Annotated in this window: 18 protein-coding genes; 16 read left to right on the top strand and 2 right to left on the bottom strand. The window is 67.8% G+C overall.

Translation table 11 applies throughout. The features are described 5' to 3' along the window. Nucleotides 1–401 precede the first annotated feature (401 nt). From uraD to ACMX2H_RS02795, 14 genes are all read left to right on the top strand, one after another. The gene (uraD, locus tag ACMX2H_RS02860; protein WP_414958880.1) at nucleotides 402–896 is read left to right on the top strand and encodes a 2-oxo-4-hydroxy-4-carboxy-5-ureidoimidazoline decarboxylase; all 495 of its coding nucleotides are present in this window, start codon (nucleotides 402–404) and stop codon (nucleotides 894–896) included. Next, complete coding sequence (uraH, locus tag ACMX2H_RS02855) at nucleotides 893–1,234, top strand: hydroxyisourate hydrolase (RefSeq protein WP_414958879.1); 342 nt, start codon at nucleotides 893–895, stop codon at nucleotides 1,232–1,234. The genes uraD and uraH overlap by 4 nt, the downstream gene beginning before the upstream one ends. A gap of 5 nt (nucleotides 1,235–1,239) precedes the next feature. After that, on the top strand, nucleotides 1,240–2,148 hold the full coding sequence (pucL, locus tag ACMX2H_RS02850; RefSeq protein ID WP_414958878.1) for a factor-independent urate hydroxylase: 909 nt from the start codon (nucleotides 1,240–1,242) through the stop codon (nucleotides 2,146–2,148). Between the two features lie 50 nt (nucleotides 2,149–2,198). Further along, on the top strand, nucleotides 2,199–3,797 hold the full coding sequence (aceB, locus tag ACMX2H_RS02845; protein WP_414958877.1) for a malate synthase A: 1,599 nt from the start codon (nucleotides 2,199–2,201) through the stop codon (nucleotides 3,795–3,797). Continuing rightward, nucleotides 3,797–5,083 (top strand): DUF6986 family protein, encoded by a 1,287-nt coding sequence (locus ACMX2H_RS02840; RefSeq protein WP_414958876.1) that lies wholly within the window; start codon nucleotides 3,797–3,799, stop codon nucleotides 5,081–5,083. The genes aceB and ACMX2H_RS02840 overlap by 1 nt, the downstream gene beginning before the upstream one ends. Then, nucleotides 5,080–5,895: a bifunctional allantoicase/(S)-ureidoglycine aminohydrolase gene (locus tag ACMX2H_RS02835; RefSeq protein ID WP_414958875.1), complete on the top strand. Its 816-nt coding sequence runs from the start codon at nucleotides 5,080–5,082 to the stop codon at nucleotides 5,893–5,895. The genes ACMX2H_RS02840 and ACMX2H_RS02835 overlap by 4 nt, the downstream gene beginning before the upstream one ends. A 41-nt stretch (nucleotides 5,896–5,936) precedes the next feature. Continuing rightward, nucleotides 5,937–7,298, top strand: a complete 1,362-nt coding sequence (gene allB, locus ACMX2H_RS02830; protein ID WP_414958874.1) for an allantoinase AllB — start codon at nucleotides 5,937–5,939, stop codon at nucleotides 7,296–7,298. Between the two features lie 215 nt (nucleotides 7,299–7,513). Then, nucleotides 7,514–8,665, top strand: a complete 1,152-nt coding sequence (locus ACMX2H_RS02825; protein WP_414958978.1) for an MFS transporter — start codon at nucleotides 7,514–7,516, stop codon at nucleotides 8,663–8,665. Between the two features lie 66 nt (nucleotides 8,666–8,731). Then, nucleotides 8,732–8,971: a FitA-like ribbon-helix-helix domain-containing protein gene (locus tag ACMX2H_RS02820; protein ID WP_414958873.1), complete on the top strand. Its 240-nt coding sequence runs from the start codon at nucleotides 8,732–8,734 to the stop codon at nucleotides 8,969–8,971. Next, the gene (locus ACMX2H_RS02815; protein ID WP_414958872.1) at nucleotides 8,968–9,393 is read left to right on the top strand and encodes a type II toxin-antitoxin system VapC family toxin; all 426 of its coding nucleotides are present in this window, start codon (nucleotides 8,968–8,970) and stop codon (nucleotides 9,391–9,393) included. The genes ACMX2H_RS02820 and ACMX2H_RS02815 overlap by 4 nt, the downstream gene beginning before the upstream one ends. Beyond that, nucleotides 9,383–10,753, top strand: coding sequence for an MATE family efflux transporter (locus tag ACMX2H_RS02810; protein WP_414958871.1), 1,371 nt, complete (start codon nucleotides 9,383–9,385; stop codon nucleotides 10,751–10,753). Before ACMX2H_RS02815 ends, ACMX2H_RS02810 begins: the two co-directional genes overlap by 11 nt. 10 nt (nucleotides 10,754–10,763) lie before the next feature. Next, nucleotides 10,764–11,408: a hypothetical protein gene (locus ACMX2H_RS02805; protein ID WP_414958870.1), complete on the top strand. Its 645-nt coding sequence runs from the start codon at nucleotides 10,764–10,766 to the stop codon at nucleotides 11,406–11,408. Nucleotides 11,409–11,542: 134 nt separating this feature from the next. Next, nucleotides 11,543–11,971: a hypothetical protein gene (locus ACMX2H_RS02800; protein WP_414958869.1), complete on the top strand. Its 429-nt coding sequence runs from the start codon at nucleotides 11,543–11,545 to the stop codon at nucleotides 11,969–11,971. Between the two features lie 128 nt (nucleotides 11,972–12,099). Continuing rightward, nucleotides 12,100–12,984, top strand: coding sequence for a DUF4261 domain-containing protein (locus ACMX2H_RS02795; protein ID WP_414958868.1), 885 nt, complete (start codon nucleotides 12,100–12,102; stop codon nucleotides 12,982–12,984). 90 nt (nucleotides 12,985–13,074) lie between these two features. On the opposite strand, the gene ACMX2H_RS02790 is transcribed toward ACMX2H_RS02795, so the two are convergent. After that, the gene (locus tag ACMX2H_RS02790; protein ID WP_414958867.1) at nucleotides 13,075–13,623 is read right to left on the bottom strand and encodes a CGNR zinc finger domain-containing protein; all 549 of its coding nucleotides are present in this window, start codon (nucleotides 13,621–13,623) and stop codon (nucleotides 13,075–13,077) included. Between the two features lie 107 nt (nucleotides 13,624–13,730). On the opposite strand from ACMX2H_RS02790, the gene ACMX2H_RS02785 reads away from it, so the two are divergent. Further along, nucleotides 13,731–14,729 carry an EamA family transporter gene (locus ACMX2H_RS02785; RefSeq protein ID WP_414958866.1) on the top strand — a complete coding sequence of 333 codons (999 nt, stop codon included), beginning with the start codon at nucleotides 13,731–13,733 and terminating at the stop codon, nucleotides 14,727–14,729. A 117-nt stretch (nucleotides 14,730–14,846) separates the two neighbouring features. Here the strand turns inward: ACMX2H_RS02785 and ACMX2H_RS02780 are convergent, their stop codons facing one another. After that, nucleotides 14,847–15,524 carry an NADPH-dependent F420 reductase gene (locus ACMX2H_RS02780; protein WP_414958865.1) on the bottom strand — a complete coding sequence of 226 codons (678 nt, stop codon included), beginning with the start codon at nucleotides 15,522–15,524 and terminating at the stop codon, nucleotides 14,847–14,849. A gap of 327 nt (nucleotides 15,525–15,851) precedes the next feature. Between ACMX2H_RS02780 and ACMX2H_RS02775 the strand changes: the two genes are divergently transcribed. Then, on the top strand, nucleotides 15,852–17,207 hold the full coding sequence (locus tag ACMX2H_RS02775) for an MFS transporter (RefSeq protein ID WP_414958864.1): 1,356 nt from the start codon (nucleotides 15,852–15,854) through the stop codon (nucleotides 17,205–17,207). Nucleotides 17,208–17,290 lie beyond the last annotated feature (83 nt).

Below are 17,290 nucleotides of genomic sequence, written 5' to 3'. Positions count from 1 at the left end.
TTCTCATGACCGATGTCGGCGGTGACCGACGCGCAGCCATAGTCCCAGCTGAACCGGCAGAAGAGCAGCTAGTTAGTTAGGGTTCCAACTCGGGTAGGGGAAGCGGGCCGACCAGCCGGTCGATCTGTTCGATGGTCAGATCCGGGCGGTCATGGACGAGAAATGAGATCTCCCTGGGGGCCCTTAGCGTTGCCTAGGGCGATCGTATTAGGCCAAATTTATGCCTGCCGGGGGATTGGCAACGGTTGCATCGGGGAGGTTCACAAGGGTGGCGGGTTGGCCTAGACTGAGGCGCACCTGACGAGTTCCACCATTTAAACATCGAATCAAGTCGCCTGGTTGGCGATGGTCAAGGGTGTTCAGCGCTGAGGTGGAAACTGACGAAAGAGCTGACACCTGCCATGAAGTTATCGTCCTTCAACTCACTTCCGGCTCCCGAGGCGGCCGCAGTGCTGCGCCCCTGCGTGGACAATTCCCGGTGGGTGGCGGAGCTGGTTGATGCCCGCCCGTTCGAGGGCAAGGAACAGTTGCTGGCCGCGGCCGAAGCGGCAGCGGAGCCTTGGAGCGAAGCCGAGATCGACGCAGCGCTGGCCCGGCATCCGCGCATTGGCGAACGTGCCAAGGGGAACAGCACCGAAGCGGGCTTGTCTCGCGGTGAACAGGCCGGGGTGTCACGTGATGCCGCTGCTCAGGCGGAATTGCGCCGGCTGAACCTCGCCTACGAAGAAAAGTTCGGGCGCGTCTTCCTGATCCGCGCGGCAGGGCGCAGCACCGAAGACATCCTGAAGCAGCTCACCAGCCGGCTGGACAATACGCCGGAGGAGGAGATCGCCGTCGTGGGACAACAACTGCGCGAGATCGCCCTGCTGCGGCTGGACGGAGCGATCGAGCCGTGAACACCAGCCACATCACCACCCACATCCTGGACACCGGAACCGGGAAGCCAGCGTCCGGCGTCAAAGCCCTGCTGGAGGCGCAAGAAGTGTCCGGCTGGCGGGAGGTTGCCGAAGGCCGTACAGACAGCGACGGCCGGATCACAAACCTCGGCCCCGAGGCGGTCGACGCCGGCGTCTACCGGATCAGGTTCGAGACAGGACCCTACTTCGCGGCGGCAGGTGTGGAGACGTTCTTTCCATCCGTCGAGGTGACCTTCGAGGTCAAGGAACCGGCCCAGCACTACCACGTACCGCTTCTGATCAGTCCGTTTGCTTACTCAACCTACCGAGGGAGCTAGCCAGGATGAGCACAGCCGCCAACACCAGAGCATCCACCCGCGTGGTCCTGGGGCCGAACCAGTACGGCAAGGCGGAAGTTCGCCTGGTCAAGATCACCCGGGACATCGACCGGCACCACATCCAGGACCTCAACATCACGTCCCAGCTGCACGGCGACTTCGAGCAGGCCCACGTCGCCGGCGACAACTCGCACGTGGTGGCCACGGACACCCAGAAAAACACCGTCTACGCCCTGGCCCGGGGCGGCGTGGGAACGCCCGAGGAATTCCTGCTCCGGCTGGGCCGCTATTTCACCGGCCGGTTCGACTGGGTCACCGGAGGACGCTGGGAAGCAGAGCAGTACTTGTGGGACCGGATCAACAACCATGACCACGCCTTCTCCCGCAATAAGAGCGAGGTGCGCACCGCCGTCGTCGGCCTGTCCCAGACCGGTACCACCGTGCTGGCCGGTCTCCACGGCCTGACGGTGCTCAAGTCCACCGGCAGCGAGTTCCACGGTTTCCCGCGGGACAGATACACCACACTGCAGGAGACCACCGACCGGATCCTGGCCACCGACGTCACCGCGCGCTGGCGCTACCGGAGCACGGAGGCGGATTTCGATGCGGTCTACGCCAGTGTCCGGTCGCTGCTGCTGAAGGGGTTCGCAGAGACCCATTCGCTGGCCCTGCAGCAGACCATGTTCCAGATGGGGCGGCTGGTGTTGGAGGCGCATCCCGAGATCGAAGAGATCAGGATGTCGCTGCCCAATAAGCACCACTTTGCCGTGGATCTGCATCCGTTCGGCATGGAGAACCCGAACGAGGTGTTCTTCGCCGCGGACCGGCCCTACGGCCTGATCGAAGCGGCGATCCAGCGCGAGGGGAGCCCTGCCAACCACGAGATTTGGGCCAACCTGCCCGGATTCTGCTAGCCGACGACCGCGGCTGGAAGCCCAGGACCGATCCCTCAGGGAGGAGCGCGATGACCATCGAGATAACGGACCAGCCGCCCGTGGCCGGCGCCGAGAAGATCCTCACGCCGGAGGCGTTGGACTTCATCGAGGAGCTGCACCGCAGGTTCGCCGGTACCCGGGACAAGCTGCTGGCCGACCGCGCCGAGCACCGCCGCGCCGCATCCCAGACGGGCAAGCTGGACTTCTTGCCGGAGACCGAACACATCCGCACCGGCGACTGGAGCGTCGCCCCGGCACCGGCGGCCCTGCAGGACCGCAGGGTGGAGATGACCGGGCCGGCGACGCCAGCGAAGATGGCGATCAACGCGCTGAACTCGGGCGCCAAGGTCTGGCTGGCGGACCTGGAAGATGCCTGCGCGCCGAGCTGGCACAACGTGATTGATGCCCAGCTCAACCTCTACGGCGCCGCCCGGGGCGAGCTGTCGCACACCTCCGCCGAGGGCAAGGAGTACCGGCTGCGCAAGGACGCGCCGCTGGCCACGGTGGTGGTCCGACCGCGCGGCTGGCACCTGCCGGAAAAGCACCTCATGCTCGACGGCGCTCCCGCCGTCGCCGCGCTGGTGGACTTCGGTCTGCACTTCTTCCACAACGCGGCCCATCTGGCCTCCACCGGCCAGGGCCCGTTCTACTACCTGCCCAAAATGGAGAGCCATCTGGAGGCGCGGCTCTGGAACGAGGTGTTCACCGCGGCCCAGGACGCGCTCGGCATCCCGCACGGGACGGTGCGGGCCACGGTGCTGATCGAGACCATCCCGGCGGCATTCCAAATGGAGGAAATCCTCTACGAACTGCGCGAGCACGCCTCCGGCCTGAACGCCGGCCGCTGGGACTACCTGTTCAGCATCATCAAGTACTTCCGCGACGCGGGCGCCGACTTTGTGCTGCCGGACCGCGCGAGCGTGTCGATGACGGCGCCGTTCATGCGCGCCTACACCGAGTTGCTGGTTAAGACCTGCCACCGGCGGGGCGCCTTCGCGATGGGCGGGATGGCTGCGTTCATCCCCAACCGGCGCGAACCCGAGACCACAGCCCGGGCGGTGGAGAAGGTCCGCGCGGACAAGACCCGGGAGGCCGGCGACGGCTTCGACGGCTCCTGGGTGGCCCATCCGGACCTGGTGCCGATCTGCCAGGAAGTGTTCGACGACGTGCTGGGGGACAAGCCGAACCAGCTGGACCGGCTGCGCGACGACGTGCAGGTCACCCCGGAGCAACTGCTGGACATTCCGTCCGCCGGCGGCGAGGTCACCGAAGCCGGCCTGCGGCTGAACCTGTACGTGGCGGTGGCCTACACCGCCGTCTGGCTGTCCGGCAACGGTGCGGTGGCCATCCACAACCTGATGGAGGACGCCGCCACCGCCGAGATCTCGCGCTCGCAGATCTGGCAGCAGTTGCACAACAAGGTGGTGCTGGCCGATACCGGAAACACGGTCACCGCCGAACTGGTGGACAAGTTGCTGGCCGAGGAAACCGAACGCCTGCGCGGGGAAGTGGATCCGGCGGAGTTTGAACGCCACTACCTGCCGGCCAGCCGGCTAATCGGCGAACTGGCCACCGGCGCGGAGTTCGTGGACTTCCTGACACTGCCGGCCTATGAGCTGGTGACCTGATGGCCCGCCGCCTGGCCTTGGGACCGGACGTGCTGGCCCGAATCGACACCGAACTGGCTGCCACCGACCGACTCCTCGCCACCGCCTACTCGGGGGACGGCGCCGACCGCCAGCCGGTCCACACGGTGTATATTCCGGCTGACGCATACGTCCCGGAGCTGCCCACCCGCTGGGGTGCCGAGGCGCTCGCGGTGGCCAAAGCCCACGGCGGGCTGGAACAGCTGGCGGCCTATCTGGAGCTGGCGGAACCGGGACAGCTGGCCGAGCTGGTCCGGCGCAAGCTGGAGACCGAACCGATCGAAGACCTGCGGGTGGATTTCGAGGACGGCTACCGCCAGCACGACGACGACGAAGAAGACGCCGCCGCGGAACGCGCCGGCCAACAGGTGGCCGAAACGGTTGCAGCGGGGACCGCGCCCCCGTTCATCGGCATCCGGTTCAAAAGTCTGGAGGCGGCCACCCGCGCCCGCGGACTGCGCACGCTGGACCTGTTCATCGGGTCGTTGACCGAAGTTGCCGGCGGACGCGGCCTGCCCGCCGGGCTGGTGCTCACGCTGCCCAAGGTCAGCACCGTGGAGCAGGTCAGCGCCATGGTGTACGCCTGTGAGCAGCTGGAGTGGTCGCACGGCCTGGTATCCGGGCGGCTACGCTTCGAAGTCCAGGTGGAGACGCCGCAGCTGATCCTCGCCGCGGACGGCACGGCGCCGGTGGCCCGGCTGATCCACGAGGGGGCCGGACGGGTGTCCGGTCTGCACTACGGGACCTACGACTACAGCGCCTCACTGGGCATCGCCGCCGGCGACCAGTCGATGGAGCACCCGGCGGCCGACCATGCCAAGAACGTGATGCAGGTTGCCGCGGCGGGCACCGGTGTGCGCCTGTCCGATGGCTCGACGAACATCCTGCCGGTTGGCGAGCCCGGCAACATCAGGGCGGCCTGGGCGCTGCACGCCAGGCTGGTCCGCCGGCACCTGGAACGCGGCATCTACCAGGGCTGGGACCTGCACCCGGCGCAGCTGCCCACCCGATTCCTGGCCACCTATGCCTTCTACCGGGACGGACTGGAGTCCGCGGCCACCCGGCTAAGGAACTATGTGCAAGGGACGGCGGGCACCGTCCTGGATGAACCCGCCACCGCTCGCGCCCTCGCCCGCTTCCTCGACCGCGCGTTGACCTGTGGCGCGGTGGAGGAAGCCGAGTTCATCCAACTGGCGGGCGTTCCGGTGGCGCAGCTCCGCTCGCTGGCCAATCCGCCCAGATCCGCCGGGGCGGAGGGAACACCATGAACACCCCGCACTACTACGCGAATCCGGCCGGGCTGCCGCCGCAAACCGACCTGCTCACCGACCGGGCCATCGTGACCGAGGCCTACACGGTGATTCCGCGCGGCGTGCTCCGCGACATTGTCACCAGCGTGCTGCCCGGCTGGGCCGGCACACGATGCTGGGTGCTCAACCGGCCGGTTCCGGGAGGTGCCAGCACGTTCGCGCAGTACCTGATGGAGGTGGACCCCGGCGGAGGAGCGGAGCGGCCGGAAGAGCAGCCGACCGTGCAGGGTTTCATCTTCGTGCTCGGCGGCGAACTGTCCGTGACCATCGACGGCGACCAGCGCCGGCTGCTCCCGGGCGGATTTGCCTATGCGCCGGCGGGCGCCCGGTGGACGGTCAGGAACGACGGCGATGCGCCCGCGCAATTCCACTGGATCCGCAAGGCCTACCAGCCGCTGGAGGGCCACAGCGCCAAGCCGGTGTTCGGCAACGAGCAGGACATCGAGCCCGTGCCGATGCCGGATTCGCAGAACCGGTGGCGCACCACCCGGATGCTGCCCGTCGACGACCTGGCCTACGACATGCACGTCAACGTGGTCACCTTCGAGCCGGGTGCGTCGATCCCGTTCGCAGAAACGCACGTGATGGAACACGGCCTCTACGTGCTTGAAGGCAAGGGCGTGTACCGGTTGAACGGCGACTGGGTGGAGGTACAGGAGGGCGACTACCTGTCGCTGCGGGCCTTCTGCCCGCAGGCTTGCTACGCCGGCGGACCGTCCAATTTCCGCTACCTGCTGTACAAAGACGTCAATCGGCAGATCATGCTCTAAGCCCGGAGCGCGGACGGAATTTCGAGACAGGAGCAGGCCAGTTGACCGACAAGTTAACTGACACCGAGGAAGTTTTCGATCTGGTGGTCCGGGGCGGCCGGGTCATGATGCCGAACGGAACCGGGCCGCGGGAAATCGGCGTCCGCGACGGCACGGTGGCGGCCGTCGCGCCCTTAGGTGCCGGGCTGCGGGGCGCCAGCACGCTTCAGCTGGAAGCCGACGAGGTGCTGATCCCGGGGTTGGTGGACACGCACGTCCACGTCAACGAGCCGGGGCGCACCGAGTGGGAGGGGTTCGCCTCCGCCACCCGCGCCGCGGCGGCCGGGGGCGTGACCACCATCGTGGACATGCCGCTGAACAGCATCCCGCCCACCGTGAGTGTGCCGGCCTTGGAGGAGAAGCGGGCCGCCGCCGTCGAGCAGGCCTTTGTGGATGTGGGTTTCTGGGGCGGTGCGGTGCCGGGCAACATCAAGGACCTGCGGCCGCTGCACGACGCGGGGGTCTTCGGCTTCAAGTGCTTCCTGGTCCACTCCGGCGTGGACGAATTCCCGCCGCTCAGCCCGGCGGAGCTGGAAAAGGACCTGGCTGAACTGGCAGCCTTCGGCGCACTGATGCTGGTGCACGCCGAGGACGCCGGGACCATCGACCGGGCCCCGCATCCTGCCGGGACGACGTATGCGTCCTTCCTGGCCTCGCGGCCGGGCAGCGCGGAAACCGCGGCGATCGCGAACGTGATCGAACGGGCCCGCAGCACCGGCGCCCGCGTGCACATCCTGCACCTGTCCTCCGCGGACGCGCTGGCGGAGATCGCCGAGGCCAAGGCCGCAGGAGTCCGGCTGACCGCGGAAACCTGCCCGCACTATCTGACGCTGACCGCCGAGGACATTCCGGACGGAGCCACCGCCTTCAAATGCTGTCCGCCCGTCCGCGGGCAAGCCAACCGCGAGATGCTCTGGGACGGCCTGGCCGACGGGACCATCGACTGCATCGTCTCCGACCACTCGCCCAGCACCCTGGACCTGAAGGACCTGGCGCACGGCGACTTCGGCACCGCTTGGGGCGGGATCGCCTCGCTGCAGCTGGGCCTGCCACTGGTCTGGACCGAAGCGCGCCGGCGCGGGTTTGCCTTGGAACGGGTGGTGGACTGGATGTCCGCCCGGCCGGCCGGCATCGCGGGCTTGCAGCGGAAGGGCCGGATCGAAGTCGGTGCGGACGCCGATTTCGCCGTCTTCGCGGACCGGGAGGACTTCGTGGTGGACGCGGCAGTGCTGAAGCACAAGAACCCGATCTGCCCGTACGACGGCGCAGCCCTCACCGGGGTCGTCCGGCGCACCTACCTGCGCGGTGTCCCGGTCAACGATGATGTACCCCGCGGGCAGCTGCTGCGGCGAAGCCCGGACTGAGGAACCTGCGGCGACGCGTTCCGCCACCCCCGCGGCCGCCTCCCAGCGCCGGCCACCCAAATCCGACCGCCGCGCCAGCGCTCGCCTCCCAGCGCCTGCCACCCAGTTACTGCCCAATTCCGGCCGGCGGCGGCTTCCGGCATAGCATCGGATCCGTGAGTAGTGCGGAGCAACCTTGGGCGGGCCACCCGAAAGGCAGCCGGGGTTACCGCAACATGCTGCTGGCCCTGCTGTTCGCCGGCTTCGCGACCTTCGCCCAGCTGTACTCCGTGCAGGCAGTACTGCCCGGCATCGCCCGCAGCTTCACCGTCGGCCCGGCCGATGCGGCGCTCAGCGTCTCCGCCGCCACCATCGGCCTGGCGCTCGCGGTGATTCCCTGGTCCGCGGTAGCGGACCGCGCCGGTCGAAAGCGCACCATGGCGTGGGCGATCAGCGCCGCCGTCGGACTAGGCCTGCTGCTGCCGCTCGCACCGAACTTCCCCGCCTTGCTGGCGGTGCGCTTCCTGGAGGGCGCGGCGCTCGGCGGGATCCCCGCCGTCGCACTGGTCTATTTGAATGAGGAGGTGCAGCGGCTGCACGCGGCGGTAGCCGCCGGCACCTACGTGGCCGGCACCACCGTGGGCGGCCTGGCCGGGCGCCTCATCGCCGGGCCGGTGGGGGAGTGGGCCGGCTGGCGCACTGGCTTGCTGGCGGTCAGCCTGGCGGCCGCGCTCGCCGCGGTGCTCTTCGTCCGGCTGGCTCCGTCCCCGCGCGGATTCCGTCCACTGCAGCGCGGGCAAGGCCCGGGGCTCGGACAGCGGATCCTGGCCAACCTGCGCTCGGTGCCTTTGCTGGCGCTCTACGCGCAGGGGTTCCTGCTGATGGGCGGCTTCGTGGCCGTGTACAACTACCTAAGCTTCCGGCTGGAAGCACCGCCGTTTTTGCTGCCCGCGTCGCTGGTCTCGCTGCTGTTCCTGGCCTACCTGGCCGGAACGGTGAGTTCCCGGGTGGCCGGCGGGCTGACGGTACGCACCGGCCGCCTGCCGGTACTGCTGGGCGGGATCGCGGTCAGCATCGCCGGACTGGCGATCACCCTGGCCGATTCGTTGCCGCTGATCCTGCTCGGGCTGCTGCTTTTCACCGCCGGATTCTTTGCCGCCCATTCGGTGGCCTCCGGCTGGACGCCGCGGCTCGCGACGGTGGGTGCGGCCCAAGCCTCCAGCCTCTACAACCTCTTCTACTACGCGGGCTCCAGCCTGTTCGGTTGGGCCGGCGGCCTATTCTTCGCCCGGTTCGGATGGAACGGCGTGGTCGGCTTTACCGCTGCGCTCGCCGTCGTCGCGGGCACGACGGCGGCGCTCGCCCTGCGTCGGCGCGGCACCGGATGAGGGGGGGACCAAAGAGCCTTGTGGAAAGTGCATGCATAATGCCTGCACTCTGACTACGCTTGGATCATGACGGTATCCATCACCATTCGCCACGTGCCCCAAGAGATTAGGGACCGGCTGGCTGCTAAGGCACGGCGGTCGGGCCAATCGCTGCAGGAGTACCTGAACGCGGAATTGGCGCAGTTGGCGGTCCGTCCCAGTCCGGTAGATTTCGTCCGAGGGCTCGACGCGAATGTCGAACTGAACACAGACGATGGCTTGACCACCGCCGAGATACTTGAAGCTCTGGACGCAGATCGTCGGTGACTTCTCCAAGCGGCCTCGTCGTAGATGCGTCAGTCATGCTGTCAGCGTTAGTGGGAACTCCCCCGGAACGCGCGTGGGCGCGCAATCTTTTGAAGTCCGGCCAGAACCATGCGACGGAGCTGGCTTTGTTCGAAGCGGCGAACGTTTTGCGCCGAAAAGAGCTGTCGGGTCGGCTCACGAGCATTCGTGCGGCAGCTGCTTTCGGTGAGATGCGGCAGTGGCCCCTCCAGACATGGCCCTTCGGCTTGCTGGCGGCACGAATCTGGGAGCTGAGGCACTCTATTACTGCTTATGATGCCGCCTACGTAGCGCTTGCCGAACAACTGGAGCTTCCGTTGGCCACTCGTGATGTCCGCCTGGCGAAAGCTCCGGGTCCGCGGTGCAGGTTCGTCACGCCGGAATCCGGGCTGTATGGCGCCTAAGCTGGAAGGCGTGAATCCGGAGAAGACGGCCGCGCGGCAGCAAGGACAGGGCCTGAACCGGCGCATCCTTGCGCTCGCGATCCCCGCGTTCGGGGCGTTGATCGCCGAGCCGCTGTTCCTGGCGGCCGACTCGGCGATCGTTGGACACCTCGGCGTGGCGGAACTGGCCGGCATGGGGCTGGCCGCCACCGTGGTGCAGACCGTCGTCGGATTGATGATCTTCCTGGCCTACTCCACCACGCCCGCGGTGGCACGACTGCTCGGTGGGGGCCGGCTGGCGGAGGCCTACGGCGTCGGCCGCGACGGCATCTGGCTGGCGCTGGCCGTCGGCATCGTGATGGCCGTGGCCGGCTGGTTCTTCGCGCCCGACCTGACCGCCGCGATGGGCGCTGCCGGGGCGGTGCAGGACTTCGCCGTGGAGTACTTGCGCTGGTCGATGCCGGGGCTGCCCGGCATGCTGATCGTGCTGGCGGCCACCGGCGTGCTGCGCGGACTGCAGGACACCAAGACCCCGCTGCTGGTGGCCGGCGTCGGCTTCCTGGTCAACATCGGGCTGAACTTCCTGTTGGTCTACGGCATGGGACTGTCCGTAGCCGGTTCGGCGATGGGCACCAGCCTGGTGCAATGGGGCATGGCGGCGGTCTACCTGGTCATCGTCTACCGCGGGGCGGTCAAATTCTCCGTGCCACTGCGGCCCACCTGGGCGGGGCTGAAGGCCACCACACACGTCGGGTCCTGGCTGATGCTGCGGACCTTGAGCATGCGGGTCGCGCTGCTCGCCACCGTTTTTGTGGCCACCTCGCAGGGTCCGGTGAGTCTGGCCGGGCATCAACTGGTGATGACCATGTACAGCTTCCTGGCCTTCGCGCTGGACGCCATCGCGATCGCTGCCCAGGCCCTGATCGGCAAGGAACTGGGTGCGTCGAACAAGGCGCTGGCCCACTCGCTGACCCGCCGGATGATCCTCTGGGGCATCGGCTTCGGTGCGGTGACCGGCCTGCTGCTGGCCGCGGTGGCCCCCGTGCTCGGCTGGGTCTTCACCTCCGACCCGGCCGTGCACCAGGCCTTCACCGCCGCCATCTGGGTGCTGGCGTTGAGCCAGCCGATCTGCGGCTTCGTGTTTGTGCTGGACGGCGTGCTGATCGGCGCAGGTGACGCGCGGTATCTGGCGATCGCCGGCGTCGTGAACCTGGCCATCTACGCGCCGCTGCTGGTGTGGGTGGAGCGGGCCGGCCTGACCGGCACCGAGGGCCTGCTCTGGCTGTGGGCCGCGTTCGCGCTCGGCTACACGGCGGCCCGCGCCGCGACGCTGGGCTGGCGGGTGCGCAACGATGCGTGGATGATCACCGGGGCGCATTAGGCTGGAAGCCGTGACGATCCCGAGTACTACCCAGGCCGCCGCGTTCTGGCAGCCAGTCCTGTTCCGCGCCCTGGTGGCCGCTGCCTTCGGCGCCATCACCATCTTCTGGCAGGAGCCCGGCCGAACCGTGATGGCCGTGGCCGGCGGACTCTTCCTGCTGCTCAGTGGCGTGGCGGTCTGGCTGCTGGCCCGCCAGCCGGCCGCTGCGGCCCATCGCCAGCTGCTGCTCGTGCAAGCCGGCGTATTGGCGGTGACCGGCGTCCTCGCCTGCGTGTTCCAGACCGTGCCGATGTTCACCGTGCTGGCCACCGCGGCGCTGCTGGTCTCCGGTGGCGCAGAGCTGATGCTGGGATGGAGCAACCGGCCCGCCGGTGCGGCGAGCGGCGACCAGGTGCAGGGCCGGCCTGCCGCCGGCGGCTCGGCGGCCGCGATGGACTCCGCTGCCGCACCCGGCGCCGGCTCAGTGCTGGCCCGGGACTGGCTGATCACCGGCGCAGTGTCCGTCGGCTTCGGCATTGCCCTGCCGTTCTTCTCCTACCTTGGCCCGCATGCCCTGCTGGGCGTACTGGGCGGGGCGGCGATCATCATCGCCGTCGTGCTGCTGATCGCCGCGTTGAGCCTGCGGCACGACGCACGGCAGGCCGCAGCCGGCTAGAGCGGGCATTGTCCGGCAGCTGGCGGATGCTGACAAGCCTGCCCCGATGTGGCGGCGGCCACCGGCACCACTCGGAGAACTTCTACGACCGGTAGACTGGATGTGGCTTTACCCCGTCAGCAGGAGGAATCATCGTGGGCAAGAACGCGTCTGGGCGTCCGGACGAACGGCGGTTGTCCGTCAAGGGCCCGTTGATCTTTTCGGCGGTGCTGGCCGTCATCGCCGGTTTCCTCACCATGGTTTTCGCCACCGGTGGGTCCGGCAACCTGCTGCGCTGGGACCTCGGCGTGACAGCTGCCGGCATCGCGTTCATCGCCTCCCTGCTGGTAGTGGCGGTGCTGACCATGTCCACCAAGGAGAACCCCAGCCACCTCAGCGAAGGCTCCGGGATCCACCGCGTCTCGTCGAAGATCCCAGGCGGCGCGGGCAGCGTGCCTGCCCCCGGAACGCCGCAGAGCCGGGCCCAGGTGGAAGAGCAGCAGGCAGCGGAATCCCGCAAGAACCCCGGCCAGGCCACCAACCGTCTTTCCGGCGGCGACGACGACGGCGGCTCCGCCCGCTAATCGGCTGTCCCCGGGACGTCCGAGCCCGCCCGCTGATCCACCGGCGCAGGTCTGATGATCCGCTGGCGCATGCCCGCCCGGACCTTACAAGCTGGCGCCGGGCCGTCCGCGCCTGACAAGCTGGCAACATGACTTCCGGCAACACCTCCGCGCAGCAACCCTTCCCGGCCGACCCCGGCAACACCGCCGCCGCGAACGGCGAGCAGGCCCCGGAAGCGAAAACCACCCTGGCGGCGGAGCTCTGGTACCGCGCCGATCCCGGCGTCTTCAGTGAGGAGCTCCGGAACCGGCTGACCGCAGAATTTCCCGGCGCCACCTTTTCGCAGGGCGTGGCCCTGCTGCCGCACGCAGACCACTCCTTCGACATCAACGGTTCCAGCGGCGCGCAGACCGTCCACCTGAGCACCGGCGTTGCCGTTCCCGGCGGGACCATGACCTCCGCTGAAGCGCTGCAAGCGACTCCCACCGACCAGAGCTGGTCCTGGCCGGATGCCGGGCAGGAAGTGCCCGGCTGCAGCCACCGGATCCTGGTCACTGAAGTGGTGGCCAGCGGCTTCGAACCGAAGCCGCGCGTCGAGTCCTTCCACCGGGTGCTGCGCCTACTGGCCGAGGCGACCAAACCGGCCGCGATCCGCTGGCTGCACAACTCGCACTGGCGAGACCCCGGTGAACTCGAGGCGGCCCATCCGCTGGCCGGCCCGGTCAACATGCGGTTCTTCCTGGTCAGCAACGACGAAGGCGCCATGGTGGTGGACAGCCTGGGCATGTACCAGCTGGGCCTGCCGGATGTTCAGGTGCATTTCCGCGGCGTCGACCCGAACGTGCTGGTGGAACTGGCCTTCAACGTGGCGGCCTACCTCTACGAGCACGGGCCGGTGATCCAGTCCAAGGCCCAACTGAACGGTCCTGAGGGAATGAAATTCACCGCCACGTGGGAGGATTCGCTGCTGCCGCCGCTGCGCACGGTGATTGATCTGGACCCGGGCACGCCGTACTCGGCCGGCAACCGGTAGGCCGACCACGAAGGGAGCGGGCGCTTGGCCGGCGAGCCGCGGTTGGCCCGCCGTCGGTCAGCTCGTGGCTTGGCCGGTAGTGCCCAGTGCTCAGCTGGCGGCAGCCGACTTCCGCGCCCGATACGCGGCCACATGCGTGCGGTTGGCGCAGTTGCCGGTATCGCAGAAGAGCTTCGACCGGTTCTTCGACAGGTCCACAAGCACCGCCGAGCAGTCCTCCGCGGCGCAGGTTCGCAGCCGGTCCAGCTGCTTTTCGCGGATCACGTCCACCAGCGCCATCGCAGCCTCCACCGAGATCCGCACGTGCAGCGGTGAATCGGGACTGGTGGCGTGCAGGTGGTAGTCCCATTGGTCGTGTTTGATCAGCTGCGGGATGGCCCCGGCATCGGCCAGAATCTTATTCACCATCACGACGGCGCGGTCCTCCGGCGCTGACCAGATTTCCTTGAGCATGGGGCGCAGGCCGCGGACCGCTTCCAACTCACCGGCGGAATGCGTGCGCGAGCCGGTGTAGCCCACGGAGCGCACAAAGGCCTCCAGTTCCTCCAAGCTGCTCAAGCCATCCGGATGAACCTCGGCCGTGTTGACCAGCCGCGCCGCGTCCACCAACGAAGCCTGTGTGTCATGAGCAAATACCATCTTGACTCCTGAGCGTTGGCGGGATTATTGTCAGGAGTATACCTCTTATGACTCCTGACAGGACCATTCTGCGCCGGGAGCGAACCGCACATCCTGAAGGACCCATCATGGCTTCAACCGTTGCCGAGCAGCGCCTCCTAACAGCTCCGCCGCGCCCCGGATCAGCTGTGGCCGGCGTCGGCATCGCACTGGCTTCCTCGGCAGTGTTCGGACTCTCCGGCTCTTTTGCCAAGTCCCTGCTGGAAGCCGGCTGGACCCCGGGCTCCGCGGTGGCGGTGCGTATGGTGGGTGCGGCCCTGATTCTGTTCCTGCCCGCCGCCTTCATGTTGCGCGGTCGTTGGCACCAGCTGCGGCAGAACTGGAAGACCATTCTGCTCTTCGGGTTGATCGGCGTGGCCGGCTGCCAGCTGTTCTACTTCAACGCCGTGGCCACCCTGTCCGTGGGCGTCGCGCTGCTTCTGGAGTTCCTGGCGCCGGTGCTGATCGTCCTCTGGCTCTGGCTGACCAGCCGCCGGATGCCCCGCCCGGCGACCATTGCCGGCACCGTCCTGGCGGTGGCCGGGCTGATGCTAGTGCTGGACGTCTTCGGGCCGGTGAAGCTGGATTTGGCCGGCGTCCTCTGGGGGCTCGGCGCGGCAGTGTGCCTGGTGGTCTACTTCTTCATCACCGCCAAGCAGAATGATTCGCTGCCCCCGCTGGTCCTCGCCGCCGGCGGCCTGCTGGTGGGTGGCGCCGCCATTGTGGTCCTGGGAGCAGTGCAGATCCTGCCGATGACCTTCAGCACGGCCGACGTGCAGTTGGCGGGCTGGCATACCCAGTGGTGGGTGCCGCTGGCCGGGCTGGTGCTGCTGTCCACCGTACTGTCCTACGTCACGGGCATCATGGCCGCCCGCGCACTCGGCTCCAAGGTGGCCTCCTTCGTCTCACTGACCGAGGTGCTCTTCGCCGTCATCTGGGCCTGGCTGCTGCTGGGCGAGCTCCCCGCCATCATCCAGCTGCTTGGCGGCGTGCTGATCGTCGCCGGCGTCGTGCTGGTCCGCTCCGACGAGCTGCGCGGGCCCAAACTCCCGCGGCGGAGGCAGCTGAAGAATGCACGGCGGGAGTAACTCCGCCGACGGCGTCGCGCATCCAAACGCCGAGGAGCGCGGACCCCTGGAGCGATTAGCGGTTCGGAGGGCTGCCCGTCTCCCCGCTCGCGGGTAGGAGAAGTGGCTTCCGAGAGGTCAGCGGACGATCTTGAAGTTGAAGGCGGGGGAACCGAGCGCGCCCCAGAGGCGGAGCCAGAGGGGCATCACCATTTCGGCACCGCGGGCGGTGGTGATGTCGCCAAGGTCGATGACGTCCTGATGGCCGAAATCCTTCAGGAGTTCGGTGACCGAGCTCTTGGCCGCGGCGTCGTTGCCGGACACGAAGACCGTGCCGGTCTCGGGGAGCCGGGCCGGGTAGGCCTGGAATTCGGCGGTGAGCGTGTTGAGGGACTTTACAACGCGGGCTGCGGGGAAGGCCCGCTGGATCTGCTCGCCGAGCGAATCCGTGTCCTTGACGAAGAGGGTCGGAGGCATCCCCTGAGTGGTGTCCAAGGGGTTCGCGATGTCCAGGATCACTTTGCCGTCGAGGTTTTCGGTTCCGGCCTGGGTCAAGGCGTCCAGGGATGCGCCGCCGTTGGTCGCGTTGACGATCAGGTCGGCGCCGGCGGCGGCGTCGGCGAAGCGGGCCACACCGATGCCGGGGTGGTCGGCGGCCCACGCGACCAAGGGCGGGGTGCCCATGGCGTCAGGCGCCGTCCGGGATAGTGTGGCTTCAGGATCGCGGGTTCCGATGGTCACGGTGTGGCCCAGCTCGGCAAGGCGTGCTGCCATGGTTTGGCCTACTCTGCCGGTTCCAAGGACTGCAATTCTCATGGTCTTCTCCTGTTCACTTGCCGGTAGACGGTGAGCCCCTTGCTCAACTCTGCTCCGTCCGCAGGGGGCGGGATAGGCCTATCAGTGAGATTTTCAGGGGGTCCTGCCTCAGGCCGTACTGGGCGAGGCTCAGGCACCGGCCTTTGTAACCCCCGCCACGAGAGCTTGCTCACACATCTATGGCCTGCGGCACAGGCAGGGGTCGTGCACGCCATATAGTTGACGGGTCAGTGTGATTTTGAACGCTTGTTCGTATTCCGAACAAACCGGTCGTTCAGTCAGCAGCCGCTTCGCAGCGGCCGCGCCAGCAACAAGTTAGGCCCCGCTATGGATATCAAGGCCCGCATCGAAGCGGCTCCGATGAAGCGCACCCAGGTAGGCGTTATTGCCATCTGTATGGCGCTGTACATGATCGACGGTTTCGACGTCCTGGTGATGGCGTTCAGCGCCAACGCCGTGATGGAGGACTGGGGCCTGAGCGCCAGCCAACTGGGCGTACTGCTGAGCTCCGCGCTGGTCGGCATGGCGATTGGGTCCATCTTCGTCTCCAGCATCGCGGATGTGATCGGCCGGCAGAAGACTCTGGTGATCGGCGCCGCCGTCGTCGCTGTGGGCATGCTGATCTCCGCGTTCGCGCCCGGCTACGGCGTGCTGGTGGTACTGCGCTTTGTCACCGGCCTGGCCGTGGGCACGCTGCAGGCAACCGCAAACGTGCTGGCGTCCGAGTTCTCCAACGCCAAACGGCGCTCCACCGCGCTGGCCCTGGTCAGCATCGGACAGCCGATTGGCGGCGTGCTGGGCGGCATGGCCACCGGTGTCCTGATCAGCGCGTTCGGCTGGCGCTCCGCCTTCCTGTTCGGTGCCGTCATCACCGTGATCATGATTCCGTTCATCTGGAAGGCCGTCCCCGAGTCGGTCGACTTCCTGCTGGTACGCCGCCCGGAAAATGCCCTGCACCGCATCAACAAGGTGCTGCGCCGGATCGACCAGCCGGTGGTCGGCGAGCTGCCGGAGCTGCCCGAGGCCCCGGCCAAGAAGAAGTCCCGCTTCGCGGACGTGCTGACCGGCGTCAACGCCCGCCGCACCATCCTGATCTCGCTGGCGTACTTCATCCTGATGGCCAGCTTCTACTTCGCCAACTCCTGGACGCCCAAGCTGGTCACCGCCAGTGGTTTCAGCCAGCAGGACGGCATCACCGCCGGCGTGCTCTTCAGCGTCGGCGCGATCATCGGCGCCGTTGTGCTGGGTGCGTTCGGCGCCCGCTTCCCGATGCGCAAGGTCCTCGCGGTGTTCTTCGTGATCGGCGGCCTGACCTTCGGCGCGTTCTCGCTCTCCACCGGCTCGCTGGCCGGCGCGCTGTTCGCCGCCGCCCTGGTCGGCTTTGGCTCCAACGCGCCCATCGCTGGCATGCTGGCCATCAGCCCCACCTACTACACCTCCGACGTGCGCGGCACCGCCCTGGGCCTGGTCATCGGCATGGGCCGCGTCGGCGCCATCGCGTCGCCGATCATCGCCGGCGCGCTGATGGACGGCGGCTGGCAGCCCACCGACCTGTACTTCCTCTTCATCATCCCGATGCTGATCGGCGCCGTGGTGATCTCGATGCTGGGCAAGCCGGTGCTGGCATCGGTTGCCCCGAAGAGCGAGGCGGTCCGGGAGCAGGAGCCGGCCGGCAAGCACTAGCCACCGGCGGCTGACCCCAAGAGCACCCACTACGACGGCGGGGGGGGGGGGAGTGGGGGGGGGCGGCGTGGTTTTTTTTTTCC

It is taken from the genome of Arthrobacter sulfonylureivorans, assembly GCF_047607445.1.
GTDB classification, from domain to species: Bacteria; Actinomycetota; Actinomycetes; order Actinomycetales; family Micrococcaceae; genus Crystallibacter; species Crystallibacter sulfonylureivorans_A.
The sequence above is the reverse complement of the archived record's forward strand: the minus strand, read 5'-3'. Positions and strand labels throughout refer to the sequence as shown.

Bases quoted from the DNA above. Each gene is read 5' to 3' on its own strand.
- ACMX2H_RS02785 (WP_414958866.1), top strand. From the start codon at position 13,731: ATGGCTTCAACCGTTGCCGAGCAGCGCCTCCTAACAGCTCCGCCGCGC.
- uraD (WP_414958880.1), top strand. From the start codon at position 402: ATGAAGTTATCGTCCTTCAACTCACTTCCGGCTCCCGAGGCGGCCGCA.
- ACMX2H_RS02790 (WP_414958867.1), bottom strand. From the start codon at position 13,623: ATGGTATTTGCTCATGACACACAGGCTTCGTTGGTGGACGCGGCGCGG.
- aceB (WP_414958877.1), top strand. From the start codon at position 2,199: ATGACCATCGAGATAACGGACCAGCCGCCCGTGGCCGGCGCCGAGAAG.
- ACMX2H_RS02810 (WP_414958871.1), top strand. From the start codon at position 9,383: ATGGCGCCTAAGCTGGAAGGCGTGAATCCGGAGAAGACGGCCGCGCGG.
- ACMX2H_RS02780 (WP_414958865.1), bottom strand. From the start codon at position 15,524: ATGAGAATTGCAGTCCTTGGAACCGGCAGAGTAGGCCAAACCATGGCA.
- ACMX2H_RS02820 (WP_414958873.1), top strand. From the start codon at position 8,732: ATGACGGTATCCATCACCATTCGCCACGTGCCCCAAGAGATTAGGGAC.
- ACMX2H_RS02825 (WP_414958978.1), top strand. From the start codon at position 7,514: ATGCTGCTGGCCCTGCTGTTCGCCGGCTTCGCGACCTTCGCCCAGCTG.
- ACMX2H_RS02795 (WP_414958868.1), top strand. From the start codon at position 12,100: ATGACTTCCGGCAACACCTCCGCGCAGCAACCCTTCCCGGCCGACCCC.
- ACMX2H_RS02775 (WP_414958864.1), top strand. From the start codon at position 15,852: ATGGATATCAAGGCCCGCATCGAAGCGGCTCCGATGAAGCGCACCCAG.
- ACMX2H_RS02840 (WP_414958876.1), top strand. From the start codon at position 3,797: ATGGCCCGCCGCCTGGCCTTGGGACCGGACGTGCTGGCCCGAATCGAC.
- pucL (WP_414958878.1), top strand. From the start codon at position 1,240: ATGAGCACAGCCGCCAACACCAGAGCATCCACCCGCGTGGTCCTGGGG.
- ACMX2H_RS02835 (WP_414958875.1), top strand. From the start codon at position 5,080: ATGAACACCCCGCACTACTACGCGAATCCGGCCGGGCTGCCGCCGCAA.